Raw genomic sequence first — 15409 nt, 5'->3', positions numbered from 1 at the left:
GTTTATCAGTTGTACATTCGTACGATGTCTGACGTTTAATCTCTTTCCAAGTAATAGAATAATCAATATTTCGAAGAACTACAAGAGGAAAAGTTCATTTAGTAACCGCTTTCGTTATTTTCATAGACTTTCAAGACAAACTTTTCCAAGCGTTCCCGAACATTGTCCTGACTAAGGTTTTGCCTTCCATATGCTTTCCACCCCGGATAGACGTCGATCGTTTCAGGTCCAAAATCAAAAACAGCCCGAATATCCCACGCGTGATCGTAAGAACGTTTCGTCTGTTTGAGGTAACTTTTTAAAAAATGATCCGCCATCTCAATGGATTCAAGCAAGGCAAGATTCAAACGACAATGCGCAAGGTCGACTTCAATGGGACCTACACACGCATTAATCCAATCAATCGTATGGCACGTTCCATTCATTTCGTATAACACATTGACCGGATGAAAATCCCGATGAATGAATCGGATCGTTTGACTTTCGTCCGGTTCGACCGCCAGTAGCTGACGCCATCTCTCCGGATGCTGCGTCCACGTCGGAACGTGACGTTCCGTCGCATACGGCTGATAGACATACCGAGATTCTGGTACCGGTAGCGCATGGATCGCAGCAAGCATTTGTGCCAGTCGATCGACATATTGCTCATCCACCTGATCAAGCCGGATCTCTCCCGGTGAGCGGGTCATATATAACCACGGCGGGACTTCGTCTCTAACATCGGTTTGATAGTCCAACACATCTGGTGCTAAGTCACCTGCTGCTTGTAACGCAAACATTTCATGCAAGACAAGATCCGGCTCCTCATGTAGCCAGTCTTGATTCGTATGGACGCGAAGAATTCCCTCACCGACTCGAAAAACAAGGGAGGATGTCGCGCCTTTTAAGACTTCGACCTCTCCTCCCTCCTGTCCAAGCTGTTGCAAGATTTTCGTAAGGACAGCGGACGATATCATGATGTCACGCTGCCAATCAATAACTGGTCGATTTGCATCTTCTCATTCGCATGTTCGCGCAAGTCATGCAAAATTTCTTGCGGGAAGAACAGCTTCTCATCAGTCTGGCGTGACGTCGCAATGGCTTGAACGAGCGGTGAAACTTGCGAAATTTCTTTCATCTGTCCATCCTTCATCTGTAACATGATCGGTTGTTTGCTGATTTCCCCGTTGTCTCCATATAAATCGTAAGGAAGACGACTGAGTTTATCTTCAAGCAGATAATAGGTCGGATTCAAGCCGATTGCTTCAAACAACTCACACAGTTTATCGTGGACGAGTTCACGTTTTTCAGCCGGATAATCGACATACTTGAACAACTTCCGGTCAACGAATCGCCCCGATAGATCTGCAAGGATTGGATCCTGTTCATTCGCCCACTGCTGAAAATAGAAGTAGACGATTGTCTCATCCAGCCCAAGGAAATCACGCAACTCCATCTTCTGATCAAATAGCGGCATCAAATGGATTGGTGCAATCGCAAACGGATATGCGGACAGGTACAACTCCTGCGCCCGTTCGAGAATGGCTTTTAATAGGTAATCACTCGATCGTGTCACCGGATGCAGGTAGACTTGCCAATACATCTGATACCGCCGCATGATGTAGTCTTCGATCGAATGCATTCCGGATTGTTTGACGACCATCTGATTATGGGCTGGACGCAATACTCGAAGCATCCGCTCGAGATCGAATTTTCCGTAGCTGACACCGGCAAAATGCGCATCGCGCAATAAATAATCCATCCGGTCAACGTCGAGTTGTGAGCTGATCATCGTAACAAGCAGTTGATTCGGGTGCGTCTTGTTGATGATCGACGCTACTTCTTCCGCAAATCCGTCTCCGACTTGGTCGAGGACTTTCTTGATTTCCGTATCCCCGAGAATGATTCGCTCCGTCCACGTCTCGTGGTTAACACCGAAGACGTTCTCGAATGCGTGCGAAAACGGACCGTGTCCGACATCGTGTAAGAGTGCCGCAGCCAGTGTCAACTCCCGGTACTGATCGTCCCAATCGGCGCGACCGTTGAAGACATCGATCAGTTGACGCGTGATTTCATAGACACCGAGCGAATGATGGAACCGTGTGTGCTCTGCTCCATGAAACGTCAAAAAGGATGTTCCGAGTTGTTTAATCCGGCGTAGTCGCTGAAATTCACGCGTACCGATCAGTTGCCAAATCAACTGATCACTGACATAGATATAGCGATGAACCGGATCCTTGAAGACCTTCGTTTCCTTTAATTGTCCTAATGATTGATACATATGTTTCTCTCCTTTAAATCGTGTCTATGTCGTTGTTGTTCGGTTTTGTTTCCAAGGATTCCTGTCTCCCGCGGCGCTTCGCACAGAAACTTTACACACCCTGTGCTATAATGATGTCGCAAATCTACAATAAAGGAACGAGCCTATGGGAATCGAACTCTTAAAACAAGAACATTATCGTATTTTTGATCAAACGTCACCCGGAACTGCTTTCCATGCGACACAATCGTTTGCGATGGACGACACATTATGTGCCTCCGTTGCAACAGAAGGAGCCGCACTTCGCTCTTGGATTCACCACGAAACCGTCGTCCTCGGCATCCAGGATGCCCGTCTTCCTCATCTTACTGACGGTGTAGCCGTTCTGCATGAACATGGTTTCTCGCCCATCGTCCGTAACTCAGGTGGTCTTGCCGTCGTCCTCGACGCTGGTGTCTTGAATATTTCACTTGTCCTACCGGAACGCGGCGGCATCGATATCGACAGTGGTTACGAAGCGATGCTTGCGCTCGTCCGCCGTATGTTCGCACAAGAAACGGACGCGATCGTCGCTGGTGAAGTCGTCGGATCGTATTGTCCCGGTTCTTATGACTTATCGATTGCGGGTAAAAAATTCGCTGGTATCTCCCAGCGTCGTGTCCGTGGCGGAGTTGCCGTTCAAATCTATCTTTGTGTCAACGGAAGTGGAAGTCAACGCGCCGCTTTAGTCCGTGACTTTTACGAGGCAGCGCTTCAAGGTGAAACGACGAAATTCGTTTATCCGACCGTCGTGCCGGAAACGATGGCGTCACTCGAGGAACTGCTTGGTACTCCATTGACAGTCGAGGAGTGCTTACGTCGTGCATATGAAGCGTTACTTGCGCTCGGCGCTGATTTGACGCCCGCAACTTTGACGGAACTCGAGAATGAGCGTTTCGGCGTCAACTTGAGTCGGATGCTTGATCGAAACGAAAAAGCCCTAGGTTAAGAAAGGAGAGAACGTGATGATCCGATTGATCACAGATAGTGGTGCTGATGCACCAAAAGACATGTTAGATGCTTATGATTTTACGGTCATGCCATTCGGCGTATTGATCGACGAAGACACGTTCTTCGATGGAGAATCGATATCTCCGAAACAACTGTATGATAAGATGCGTGACGGTGCAGCACCAAAGACATTCCAAGCAGAAGTCAGCCGGATGGTCGAGGTGTTCACGCGTCACTTCGAGCAAGGGGATCCCTTCCTCTACCTCGCCTTCTCGAGCGAATTATCGGGAACATATCAAACCGCGAAGATGCTAGCAGAGGAACTCGCAGAAAGATATCCGAACGTTCCTTATCTCGTACTCGATACGAAAACCGCTTCGACAGGACAAGGATTGTTCGTTCTCGACGTCGCAGAATACGCACAAACGCATTCGTTTGAAGAAACAGTGGCTTATGCTGAAGCCAAGGTAAATACGATTCGTCATCTGTTTACAGTCGAATCACTCGAATATTTGATGCGCGGTGGACGTGTTTCGCGAGCTAGCGCCTTCATTGGTGGTCTCTTATCGATCTTGCCACTATTGACAGTCGAAGACGGGAAGTTGATTCCAAAAGAGAAGATCCGTGGTCAGAAAAAAGTCATGAACCGGATCGTCGAGTGGATGGAAGAAGCACGTCCCGCAATTGACGGACATCGAATCATGATTGGTCATGGGGATTCGATCGAACGCGCAGAACAATTAAAACAATTGATTGAAGCACAGTTTTCACCAAGCGAAGTCATCTTGACGATCGCCGGCGCAGCGATCGGTTCACATACAGGACCGGGACTCGTCGTCATTGGGTATGACCTTCCACGTTAACGGCATTTATTCTTACTTCATTAAACGAGGCTGACTCAAAAAAAGAATGACTCGTCTGTTCACGCCCTTTCCTCAGGCGAGACACAAGCCAGTTTTCCTGCTTCATTCAAGCAGGAAAGCGGGTCTTGTTTGTCTCTGACAGCGCATAAATGCGCTTTTTCCTGTAGGAGTTGCGTGTGACGAGTCATTCTTTTTATTACGAGATAGGGGTGGCAGATCATCATTCTGCCACCCCTATCTTTGTAGAGACTGACTTTTGAGTCAGCTCCGTTTTTTATGAATTGTATCCGAAGAACAGCAGTGCCATGCTTAATCCAAGCGAAGAGACGATGAACACGATCGCCATCCCACCCATTCCGAAAACTAACAGCTTCGGTAAATCACGTCGCTTCTTCAGAAGGGCAGTTAATAACCCGACGTTGATCAAGAGGACGACGAGGAACGGAAGCAACAGCATCCAACGTTCTTGCAGTAAAAATAAACTATCCATTTCTTTGCTCCCTACTTTCAGTTTCCAAGAATGGTCGGAATAGATTCAGACATAAGAAACGGAACAAAACATAAGCGAACAGAAGTGTCGATACTACTTCGAAACCAACATATCCGACATCACGCCACGTGATTCCTGTCGTCACTCCGGCGAACCAATACGGGAAGTCGACCGTCAACAGACTACACATCAAAGCGAGAACGGCTTCCTGACGTGTTTGTCGATCGTAAAGTGAGTAAGATACCTTCTTTATATTGAATATATTCGCGATTCCGTCATCCGATGTGTACCCTTTGATGATACCAATGACGCCGCCTAGTACCGCTAGTGCATACCATGGAAGTGGCCAAGTGACATGAAAAAGTAGGAGTGCGAACACAATCAATAAGACACGGATTGCCATCAGTCTTCTGTTTTCGACGCTGCCACCGCATCATGGGAATTCAAGTTGACCGTCAACGGTTTTGCTGTTCCTTTACCGGAGAAGTTCTCGATCAACTCTTTGACATCTAATCCTGACGACGCCTTTAATGTCTCTTGCAGTGACGCCATCAAATCCGTTGCGTAACCGGTGACACGGTTCGCACCGCCACCTTCACCACTACCTGTATCAACGACTGTAATTTTATCGATGTTGCCGAGTGGTGCTGCAATCTCTTTCGCGTACTCTGGCATCATCCGAATGACCATGTCGAGAATCGCTGCTTGTCCGAATTGTTCGAACGCCTGCGCGATTTTTTCTTTCGCTTCTGCTTCAGCAAGGCCCTTCAGACGAATGATGTCCGCTTCTGTTTCCCCCTGTGCCCGCTCCGCGTCCGCTTTCGCAAGACCATCCAAACGAATTCGTTCTGCATCTGCTTTTGCCGATGCCTCGATCCGGTATTTCGTTGCGTCCGCTTCCGCATATTGCTTCGCACGGTCGGCTTGGGCAGCTTGCTCAATCGAGTAACGATCAGCATCAGCGCGTTTTTTGACTTCCGCGTCGTATTGTTTCTCACGACGGAGAATTTCACGTTCTTCGAGCTCGATTTGTTTTTGACGCTCGATGATTTTGATTTGCATCTGTTGCTCCGTAACTTCTTGTTGCGCGCGTGCATTCTCAAGATCATACGCTTGGTCGGCTTTCGCCTTCGCGATATCTTGTTCGCGGCGGTAGTCTGCCATCTTCAACTGATTTTCTTTTTCCGCTTCAGCGATTTCTGTTGCGCGTTCGAGTTCTGCTTTTTTCGCATCTTTTGAAGCTTCTGCCCGTTTGATGCGTGTCTCTTTTTCCGCGTCTGCCGTTGCGATATCCGCATCACGACGAACCTGTGCAATCCGAGGTTTCCCGAGGGATTCTAAGTATCCGTTCTTGTCACGGACGTCTTTAATCGTAAAGGAAACGATGACGAGTCCCATCTTCGCTAGGTCTTGAGACGCGACCCGCTGGACTTCTTGTGAGAACTTATCACGGTTCTTATAAATTTCTTCGACGGTCATCGACCCGAGAATCGAACGCAAGTGTCCTTCAAGGACTTCACGTGCTTCGCCTTCTCGCTCCTCCTTTGATTTTCCGAGGAACTGCTCCGCTGCCGTCGCAATCTCAGAAATCGAGCTACCGATTTTGATGATCGCTGTACCGTCTGCCATGACCGGTACCCCTTGCTCCGTATAGACTTCAGGTGTCGTGACTTCGAGTTTACTCGATAACAAACTCAGTGGTGTCGCTTGTTGGAAGACAGGTAACACGAATGTTCCGCCGCCGCGAATAATTTTTACTCGGTTGCCGGACTCATCGGTATTGACGTTGCGTCCTCCGAGATAACTACCCGATACGATCAACGCTTCTTCCGGACCAACCGTTCGGTACTTCGTAATGAATAAGACGATCAATGCAACGATCAACGCAACCGCGACGATCGATACGATTAATACTGGATTCATGTAAACATCTCCTTTTTCCATTGTTGAGGGTACGTCACGACAGACGCGACGCCTTGTTTGATCTCGATGACGAGCACCTTCGTGCCTTGTGGTAAGGCAGGTCCTTCAAACAGGACGGCTGACTTTGATACGCGTCCTGAGACGTCATCAAGTAAAATTTCACCATATCCTTCAGTCGGAATCGGCACGATGACGGTTGCGCTGCGACCTTCTAGCATCTGTTCCGAAAATCCAAGCGACTGTTCGGCTTGTGCCATCGGAACGAATAAAAAGATATGCATCAGCGTCGTCACTAATATCGCAATCACACTGCTGATGATTAAAATCAACATCGAACGAAGCGGACTGAGCTGTTCGAGTCCGAATCCGATCGCTGACGTGATGATGACAAAAGATAAGATCAACGTGGGATGAAAGATTTGGTCGACGCCTGGAATGACGTCTGAGAATAGGATGGACACAAACACACCACAAGCAGCGGCCGCTAACGCATATAAATAAAGTGTACTAACGTCCATCTTCGTTCACCTCGATGTAAGGATGTGAGCCATACAGTTCGTGGTAAGCCCTTTGATAAGCAGTCCGGTTTTCCTCAAACAATAAACGAGCCAATTCTTTGTCTCGTTGATCGATTGCCTCTTTTTGACGGCGTAAGTATTTTTTCTGTGCGGCAAAATGACGTGCTAATCTTGCCTCAATCGACGGTTCTCGTTCACGCTGCAACTCCTGTTTCATCGCTCCACTCCTTTCTGAAGTACTGGCTTTCTTTCTCTTCTACGCTTATTTTTTAGAAAATGTTTCAAAATGAATTCCATTTCTTTTCCTTTCATTAAAAGAAAAAACGCTCGTCCCATATAGAGGACAAACGTTTTTGAATAATTAGCGTTTATGAACGATTCGGTCGACGAACAATCAGACCGTAATAGAGGATGAGCGCCAGGCAATCTAAGGTCATGATGATTATACCCATCGGAACAGCCGATTGCTCTCCCATGATCCCGACGAGTGGTGACACGAGCGAACCGACGAGCATTGGCAAGAGCCCTAGAAGAGCCGAGGCACTGCCTGCTGTTGTTCCGTAATTTTGCATCGCTAAGGTAAAACCGAGCGTCGAGATCAAACCGACGCTTGAAACGACGAAAAACAGTGGAATCATGACGAAGATCAGCTGATCCGTTAACGTCAAGGCGAGGAACAATAAGATACTCGCACTCGCAACGATCGTCAAACTGATTCGCATCAGCCGCTCTGAATCGACACGACCAGCAAGGCGACCAGCGATCTGTGCTGCTAAGATGATTCCGATTCCGTTTAAACCGAACAAAAAACTGAACTGTTGCGGCGAAGCGCCATAAATATTTTGTAAGACGAATGGTGAACCCGAGATGTAGGCAAACATCGCGCCCATGACGAATGCTTGCGCGAACGCATAGCCGATGAAGACGCGATCCGTCAACAAGCGTCCGAACGTCTTCAACGTCGTCGTCAAGTTTCCTTCGACACGTCTATCAAGCGGAAGCGTTTCCGGTAAACGGAGTGCGACGGCAAGTAACATCATTGTGCTTAAAATCGCAAGCAAGTAGAAGACGAAATGCCAGTCACCGAACCGAAGCAACTGTCCCCCGATGACGGGTGCGAGAATCGGTGCCGTTCCGTTGACGAGTGACAAGGCAGCAAAAAACCGCGTCAATTCAGGTCCGTCAAACAAGTCACGAACGATTGCCCGGGAAATGACGATTCCTGACGCTCCAGCTGCCCCTTGGATGAATCGAAGCGCGATCAACACTTCGATCGTCGGTGCCATCGCACAGGCGAGAGAAGCGAGCAGATATGCGAGCAGAGCAACCATCAGCGGTCGTTTACGTCCGCGAACGTCACTCAGCGGACCAACAATCAATTGTCCGAGCGCCATTCCGAGCATACAAGCCGTCAAACTCAATTGAATCAGTGATGCACTCGCATCAAACGAGCGTGACATATCTGGAAAAGCAGGTAGATACATGTCGATCGAGAGCGGTCCGAGTGCAGCAAGCGAACCGAGGATCAAGATCAACGTTAAGCGGCGTGGGGTCATGGTTTCTTTCGTCATGACGTCACGTAATCCAAATCATGCAAGACATAAGCGAGGAAAAAGACGACCGATGGATTTTCATATGTCATCTGAACCTTTTTAAGTTGTGCGCGGTAACCGGTCTCATACTCGACCCCGTTCAACTTCCGTTCCATGTTCATTTTAATCAATGCGTCGAGTTTATCGATCACATCGACCATCTGTCCTTCGTATGTCTCGTCTTTTGCTTCAACGACGAACCGACGGAACGGTGCTCGGATTTCTTTCGGTAGATTATTAATCAACGTCTCTCCTTCTGCCCGTTCGTAAGCTTCGAAGGCTGCTGCTGTGACCGGTGTCGCATGTTTGACAGGTCCAAGAACATCTCCCGTCGTTCCTTCAACGAGATCATGACACAAGAGACGCGAGACGACTTCTTCGATGTCGATCGTGACGCCGTACTTCTCTGATTCAATCAGACCATTGAAGATACCAAGCGAGGCTGCTCGAAACGCATGTGTCGCGTCGTTATCATCAATCGTATTGAAACGTCCTTTCCAGCGCCGAATCGTATCCATCATCAAGACGTTTTCAATGAAATGAGACATCTCATCCTCTTCCATGACCGACTGTGTCAAGCGACGGATTGAAACGAGTGGGTGTCGTTCTAGAACAGCCTGTAATTCCGCTGCTTTTTGTTCGAAAAAGACGGACTCCGTCATCCGTGCTTCTCGGCGTGCGTACAACATCGCATCGAACGTATCGATGGCTTCGACGATCCGCCCTTCCGGCGATTCATCCTCTGCATGCACGAGGTATGTCGTGAACGCTGGTTGAAGCGACTTTGAGAGTAAGGCAACGAGCTGTTCACTTGCTTGTTGTTCCATTGCCTGAATGTGTGCATGTAACGTTGGCTCTTTTTTTGTCCGGTGTTTGATTGGTCCGGTGATGACTTCGTTCATGTCATGGAATAGAGCTTTTCCGAGCAATGTCAGGCGATCGACTGGTGTTTGCCCGTCTGCTTCTTCTAAATAGCTTGCCATCAAACTGAATAAGGCAACACGAAAGCTGTGACTGGCTGCGTTATCCGGAAAACGTGGTGCATATTCATCCCATCGTGGAACGTTTTGCATCCGCGTCAGCATTCGAATGAAATTACCGTTTTGCATGAAATCTCTCCTAACGAAAGACGGACAGAGAGTACCCTGCCCGCCATTGTATTATTTTGCTGATTTGGTTGAACTGCTTCCGCTACGGAACCAACCAATGATTAAAATCAGAGCAAGTACGACCCAGAAGATCGTTTGCCATAGTGTACTCTCTGGAAACTCATGCGGCAAGACGTCGATCGACGGATGCGCGAGTGTCATGACGACCAGTTTTACACCAACCCATGCGACGAGCCAAAAGGCAGCTTCTTCGATGCCTGGTCGCTTTTGGAGCAAGACGACGAACCAGCTCGCGAAGTAACGCATGATGACGAGACCAATGATCCCACTAAAGAAGACGACCCAGAATTGTCCTGTATTCAGACCACCGATCGTTCCACCAATCATCGGTAATGTCGTTGCCATGGCGACAGCAGCAAGCGTTGAATCGACCGCAAACGCTAAATCAGAGAACTCGACTTTAACGACGGTCCACCAAAAGTTCGGTGAGGCTTTTTGTGAGGCAATCGTGTCCGGTACTTGGTGTTTATTCGATCGTGCCTCGACGATTCCTTTAAACGCGACATAAAAGAGATAAATCGCCCCGAGTGCTTGAAGTTCCCAAATCGTCGCTAAGTACGAAGCAAAGAAGATTGCCACGAAACGTAAGACGAGTGCTCCGACGAGACCATAGAAAAGCGCCTTTTTACGTTGATCGTCTGGTAACGGTCGGACGAGGACCGCCATGACCATCGCATTGTCGGCGGATAGTAATCCTTGCAAAATGATCAGTACGAGCCCGACGGTCGCATACTGTGTAATTAATCCAATATCCATACTAACGAATCCCCTTTATTGTTCAGTCTATTTATTATATGCCGGTCGATCGGAAAGAAAAAGATGAAAGCTCGACTCAAGTACTTAACCTTGTGTTTTATTCCCATTGTTTAAGAAAACCTAACACAAAAAAACGACCCGTCATCGACGGATCGTTTCCATTTCTTATAAGTTTTGATCAACTTTCTTTTCAGCATCTGGATTTGGTTTCGTTTTTGGTGAAGAGAACCAACCCCAAAGAGCAAGACCGACCATGACTGTCCAGAAGAAAGCCTGCCACGGTGTACTGTGGGCAAATCCTTCAGGAAGTTTTAAGGCTTCAAAGATTGTTCCTTCGATTGATGCGTGGTATTTCGGGTGTTCGAGCGCAAGAACGGCTAGCTTCACACCAACCCAGGCAACAATCGCAAACGCTGCTGTCTCAAGACCTGGACGCTCTGCGAGTAATTTAACAAAGACACGTGCTGCGAAACGCATCAAGACGACACCCATCAAACCACCTGTTAAGATGACGATGAAGTGACCTGTGTTCAAACCACCGATTTCGCCTGATCCCCAGTTTGGAAGGGCAACGGCAAGTGCTACTGCTGCAAGAATCGAATCGACAGCAAACGCTAAGTCTGCGAATTCGATTTTCGCGACTGTCCGCCAGAATTCACCTTTTGAAACTGGCTCTTCCGACTTCGGTTCTTCATCTAGCTCATTTTCAGCCCCATGGTTCTCACCGAGCTTTCTGGCTTTAACGGTCTTATAAATATGCCGTAGTCCCATGATGAGCAAGTACGCCGCTCCAAGTGCTTGGATTTGCCAAATATCGACGAGGAACGAAATCGCGAACAATGCCGCGAATCGTAAGACGAACGCTCCAGCTAGTCCATAAAAAAGTGCTTTCTTTTGTTGTTCTCCTGGTAAGTGCTTGACCATGACCGCGAGTACGAGTGCATTATCCGCTGAAAGTAATCCTTCAAGCGCGATCAAGACGAGTACGACCCAGGCATACTGTAATAGTAACTGCCAATCCATCTCTGTCATCCCTTTCTCTTACTACCTGTAAAATAAAAAAACTTCAATTATTGACCATGACAAAAAAAACAATGATTACACGTTCACCTGAACATATACTATAGGATAATATACCCGATTGCAAGCAAGTTATTCCTGCAAATATGGAAACTGTTGATTTTGAGTCGTGCGAGTTTCGTTTATTGAACGTTCATGATAAAATTCAAGACAATACTTCTAGCGATGAAAAGATGAAACACATTTGCGGAATCATCAGACTTGCTCGTCTCTAGCATTCCTGTCATGTTATTACTATTGAAACACTACAAAAGGACAAAGGGGCCAATGAATATGTCTACCTACCCGATTACGTTACCAACAAAAGAAGAGCGCCATAAGCTGTTCGGTTCGGTACCACCAATCAAAGGAACAAAACCGACTGAAAAAGATAAGATGGTTGACTTGCAAAATACACCGAAGAACTTCCTGTTCGCACTAGATGCTGTCGGAATCTCAAACGTCAAACATCCTGTCGTCATCCAAGACGGAGACAAAACACAAGCGACAGTCGCGACGTTTGAACTGTCGACATCACTCGTACAAGACCGTAAAGGGATCAACATGAGCCGTTTAACGGAGCAACTTGATCAATACCATAACGAAGGTTGGACGGTCACGAACGAGTCACTCATTCAATTTGCGCGTGATTTAGCAGACCGCATGGAACAAGCGGAAGGTCAATTGACGATCCGTTACCCATGGTTCTTCACACGTAAAGCACCTGCAACAGGTCTTAGCGGCTTGATGAATGCTGAAGTATGGCAAACGGTCAGCGTCAACACGGAAACGGACGAAGCGACGTTGTCTGTCGGCTTGACGATCAACGTCACGACACTTTGCCCATGTTCAAAAGAAATTAGCGAATACAGTGCTCACAACCAACGTGGTTACGTCACGATGGAAGCATCGTTACGTGATGAAGCAGAAGACTTTGACTGGAAACAATCATTGCTTGATGCAGCTGAATCCAATGCCTCAGCGCCACTTCACCCAGTACTCAAACGTCCGGATGAAAAACGCGTGACAGAGATGGCATACGAAAACCCACGTTTCGTAGAAGACATGGTTCGCTTGATTGCTGCTGACTTGTACGAAATGGACCCAATTGCTTCGTTCTACGTCGAATGCCGTAACGAAGAAACGATTCACCAACATGACGCGATCGCACGGATCACGTTCGATAAAGACGCACAATAAGTAAGTCTGCCGTACTCCCTCTTAAACCGAGCGAGTACGGCTTTTTTGTGTGCCGGCATTGCTCTCCCTTTTGCGAGCGTTTACACTTAACTCGAATGGAGGAATGCACATGTTGGAACTGATTCCTTTTTTACTCGAACGACTCGGTATCATGATCATCTTAGCGTTCATCCTCGCCCAGTGGGGACCGACACGACGGCTGCTGCGTCAACCGGAAGCGGGCTGGCAATTTCGTGTCCTCGTCCTGTTTTTTGCGACGTACGGTATTTTAAGTAACTATACAGGGGTCAAAGTCGACTTAGCTGAATTCTTACCTCATGCTTGGCTCGAAGAAGTCGACGGGACATCAGCGATTGCAAACACACGAACGATGATCGTCGTCATCAGCGGATTACTCGCTGGTCCGCTCGGTGGATTGATGACCGGATTGATTGTCGGGGTTCACCGGTATTCCCTCGGCGGATTCACAGCGTTCGCTTGCGCGCTTTCCACCGTCATCGCCGGTGGTGTCAGCGGTCTCTTACGATCCTATTGGCGCGACCGCCTCAGTAGCCAAGCGTTATTGCCCGTGTGTCTGACTGCTTTTTTAATGCTGTTTGAAATGTCATTGATTTTACTATTCGCCCGCCCCTTTGATGCGGCAGTCGAACTCGTCCAGTTCATCTTCGTACCGATGACACTGATCAACGTCCTCGGTGTCTGGTTGTTCTTATCGATCATCCGTCTTGCTGCACGAGAAGAGGAAACGGTTCGGGCACGAGAAGCAGAACGGTCGTTGCATATCGCCGATTTGACGCTTCCGCATCTGACGCGTGGTCTACATATCCATACGGCAGAAGCTGTCGCGGAAATTCTGTTGCAGCAAACGCGAGCCGAAGCCGTCTCACTGACGGATCGTTCCGTCATCCTGGCCCATATCGGTATCGGGAGCGACCACCATCAAGCTGGGAGTCACTGGACGACGAAACCGACCGAGCATGTCTTGCAGGACGGACAAGTCCGTCTTGTGACGGAACGACTCGATATCGGCTGTCCCGTAACGGATTGTCCGCTTCAAGCCGGCATCATCGCTCCGCTCATCGTCGGGGAAACGACGATCGGGACGTTGAAAGTCTATTATCCTCATGCCGAATTGCTCGACGCCGTCGAAGTCGAACTCATTGAAGGGTTAGCGAAATTGTTCTCGACACAACTAGCACTCGGGAATGCCCAGCGGCAAGCCGGTTTACTGAAAGATGCCGAGATCCGGGCACTCGAAGCACAAATTCACCCCCACTTCCTGTTTAATGCGATCAATACGATTTATGCACTGTGCCGGACGGATGTCGAACAAGCACGCACGTTGTTGCTCGAATTGTCGACGTTCTTCCGCAGTAACCTCCAAGGCGCACGATCGACGAAAATTCCGCTCCAAAAGGAACTCGAGCACATCGAAGCATACACATCTCTTGAAGCCGCTCGTTTTCCGAATCGTCCGTTTCTCGACATTGATTTAGCAGACGAGACGACGTCTTTACTCGTTCCACCGTTCATCTTACAACCGTTGATCGAAAATGCGTTCCTTCATGCGTTTTCTTCTGAACAGACAGGATATGTCGGTGTGACGGCATGGTGTGAGGCAGACCAGCTGTGTCTCGAAGTCGTCGACAACGGACGCGGCATTGACGCTTCGCGCCTTGCTCGTCTCGGTCGAGAAGTCGTTCCGTCCTCGGGCACCGGTACCGCATTATTCAATACGGCAGAACGGATTCGAAGTTTATATGGTGAAAAGGGACAGTTTACGATCACGAGTGACGGTCAAAACGGCACAACGATCGCGATTCGTCTCCCGATTGAACTCAGAAAGGAGATCCAGCATGCGCACCTTGTTGATTGAAGATGAACCGCTCGCACGCGACGAGCTCCGTTATCACGTGACCGCAGCCGGTCTTGAAGTCGTCGGGGAAACCGGCAGTGTCGAGGAAGCCGAACGACTCGTTCGCTCCCTTCAACCTGACTTAGTCTTTCTCGATATCGAGCTAACGGACGGAAGTGGTCTTGAAGTCGCCAAACGCTTGAAATCGATGCCACGTCCACCAGCTTTGCTGTTTGTGACGGCATATGATGCTCATGCGCTTGAAGCGTTTGAGCTCAATGCCTATGATTACATCTTGAAACCGTATGATCCGGCACGGATTGTCCGTGCGATTGAAAAAGTTGCGCGACCGCTTCCGAAAAAAGCACCTCGACTTGAACGTTTAGCCGTTGAGACGGGCGAACAGCTGAAATTATTGTCTCCTCAAGATATCGATTACATCGTCGCTGAGAACGGGAAGACGAAGATCGTCACGGAACATGAGGCGTATCCATCGAACGAGACCTTACTCGAACTCGAACGAAAGCTTCAAGATCATCGCTTTTTACGGGTTCACCGCTCGTACCTCGTCAACTTATCAGCAATCGATGCAATCGAACCTTGGTTCAACGGAGCCTATAATTTAAAAATTCATCAGATTGATGTGCCAGTCAGTCGGACGTATGTCAAACTACTGAAAGAAGCGCTCGGTATTTGAGCGCTTCTTTTTTGTGATTCAAGGTCCATTTTCAACCTTTCATCGAACGAAACCGACA

At 48.4% G+C, this 15409-nt stretch carries 16 protein-coding genes; 5 read left to right on the top strand and 11 right to left on the bottom strand.

Translation table 11 applies throughout. From position 1 onward, the window contains the following. Window positions 1-98: 98 nt before the first annotated feature. A complete protein-coding gene (locus KNQ18_RS12035; RefSeq protein ID WP_214805897.1) occupies window positions 99-956 on the bottom strand; it encodes a phosphotransferase family protein in 858 nt (285 codons plus the stop codon). Next, window positions 953-2260 (bottom strand): HD domain-containing protein, encoded by a 1308-nt coding sequence (locus tag KNQ18_RS12030; RefSeq protein WP_075642766.1) that lies wholly within the window; start codon window positions 2258-2260, stop codon window positions 953-955. Before KNQ18_RS12030 ends, KNQ18_RS12035 begins: the two co-directional genes overlap by 4 nt. Window positions 2261-2405: 145 nt before the next feature. On the opposite strand from KNQ18_RS12030, the gene lipL reads away from it, so the two are divergent. Both lipL and KNQ18_RS12020 read left to right on the top strand, forming a co-directional pair. Continuing rightward, entirely contained in the window at window positions 2406-3227 is an 822-nt protein-coding gene (gene lipL / locus KNQ18_RS12025; protein WP_215084947.1) for an octanoyl-[GcvH]:protein N-octanoyltransferase, read from the top strand. A gap of 16 nt (window positions 3228-3243) precedes the next feature. After that, window positions 3244-4092, top strand: a complete 849-nt coding sequence (locus KNQ18_RS12020; protein WP_215084945.1) for a DegV family protein — start codon at window positions 3244-3246, stop codon at window positions 4090-4092. 274 nt (window positions 4093-4366) lie between these two features. Here the strand turns inward: KNQ18_RS12020 and KNQ18_RS12015 are convergent, their stop codons facing one another. The 9 genes from KNQ18_RS12015 to KNQ18_RS11975 all read right to left on the bottom strand — a co-directional run bounded on the left by KNQ18_RS12015 (window position 4367) and on the right by KNQ18_RS11975 (window position 11563). Continuing rightward, on the bottom strand, window positions 4367-4582 hold the full coding sequence (locus KNQ18_RS12015) for a hypothetical protein (RefSeq protein WP_149426666.1): 216 nt from the start codon (window positions 4580-4582) through the stop codon (window positions 4367-4369). Next, entirely contained in the window at window positions 4575-4985 is a 411-nt protein-coding gene (locus tag KNQ18_RS12010) for a hypothetical protein (protein WP_215084943.1), read from the bottom strand. Before KNQ18_RS12010 ends, KNQ18_RS12015 begins: the two co-directional genes overlap by 8 nt. Further along, entirely contained in the window at window positions 4985-6505 is a 1521-nt protein-coding gene (locus tag KNQ18_RS12005; protein ID WP_029343201.1) for a flotillin lipid rafts scaffold protein FloT, read from the bottom strand. Before KNQ18_RS12005 ends, KNQ18_RS12010 begins: the two co-directional genes overlap by 1 nt. Beyond that, on the bottom strand, window positions 6502-7023 hold the full coding sequence (locus KNQ18_RS12000; RefSeq protein WP_215084941.1) for an NfeD family membrane protein: 522 nt from the start codon (window positions 7021-7023) through the stop codon (window positions 6502-6504). Before KNQ18_RS12000 ends, KNQ18_RS12005 begins: the two co-directional genes overlap by 4 nt. Continuing rightward, window positions 7013-7240, bottom strand: coding sequence for a hypothetical protein (locus tag KNQ18_RS11995; RefSeq protein WP_215084939.1), 228 nt, complete (start codon window positions 7238-7240; stop codon window positions 7013-7015). Before KNQ18_RS11995 ends, KNQ18_RS12000 begins: the two co-directional genes overlap by 11 nt. A gap of 151 nt (window positions 7241-7391) precedes the next feature. Next, window positions 7392-8594 (bottom strand): multidrug effflux MFS transporter, encoded by a 1203-nt coding sequence (locus KNQ18_RS11990; RefSeq protein WP_058714063.1) that lies wholly within the window; start codon window positions 8592-8594, stop codon window positions 7392-7394. Beyond that, the gene (locus KNQ18_RS11985) at window positions 8591-9724 is read right to left on the bottom strand and encodes a YfbR-like 5'-deoxynucleotidase (protein WP_023466777.1); all 1134 of its coding nucleotides are present in this window, start codon (window positions 9722-9724) and stop codon (window positions 8591-8593) included. Before KNQ18_RS11985 ends, KNQ18_RS11990 begins: the two co-directional genes overlap by 4 nt. A gap of 51 nt (window positions 9725-9775) precedes the next feature. Next, window positions 9776-10540, bottom strand: coding sequence for a TerC family protein (locus KNQ18_RS11980; RefSeq protein WP_029343196.1), 765 nt, complete (start codon window positions 10538-10540; stop codon window positions 9776-9778). A gap of 165 nt (window positions 10541-10705) precedes the next feature. Next, window positions 10706-11563, bottom strand: a complete 858-nt coding sequence (locus KNQ18_RS11975) for a TerC family protein (protein WP_035399265.1) — start codon at window positions 11561-11563, stop codon at window positions 10706-10708. A gap of 330 nt (window positions 11564-11893) precedes the next feature. On the opposite strand from KNQ18_RS11975, the gene folE2 reads away from it, so the two are divergent. From folE2 to KNQ18_RS11960, 3 genes are all read left to right on the top strand, one after another. Next, a complete protein-coding gene (gene folE2, locus KNQ18_RS11970; protein ID WP_149426664.1) occupies window positions 11894-12799 on the top strand; it encodes a GTP cyclohydrolase FolE2 in 906 nt (301 codons plus the stop codon). Between the two features lie 109 nt (window positions 12800-12908). Next, window positions 12909-14675 (top strand): LytS/YhcK type 5TM receptor domain-containing protein, encoded by a 1767-nt coding sequence (locus KNQ18_RS11965; RefSeq protein ID WP_214724849.1) that lies wholly within the window; start codon window positions 12909-12911, stop codon window positions 14673-14675. Continuing rightward, window positions 14656-15351 (top strand): LytR/AlgR family response regulator transcription factor, encoded by a 696-nt coding sequence (locus KNQ18_RS11960; protein ID WP_029343193.1) that lies wholly within the window; start codon window positions 14656-14658, stop codon window positions 15349-15351. The genes KNQ18_RS11965 and KNQ18_RS11960 overlap by 20 nt, the downstream gene beginning before the upstream one ends. The last annotated feature ends 58 nt before the right edge of the window (window positions 15352-15409 follow it).

Source organism: Exiguobacterium sp. s78, from assembly GCF_018618985.1.
Lineage (GTDB): Bacteria > Bacillota > Bacilli > Exiguobacteriales > Exiguobacteriaceae > Exiguobacterium_A > Exiguobacterium_A abrahamii.
This window is presented reverse-complemented; position numbering and strand designations above follow the sequence as displayed.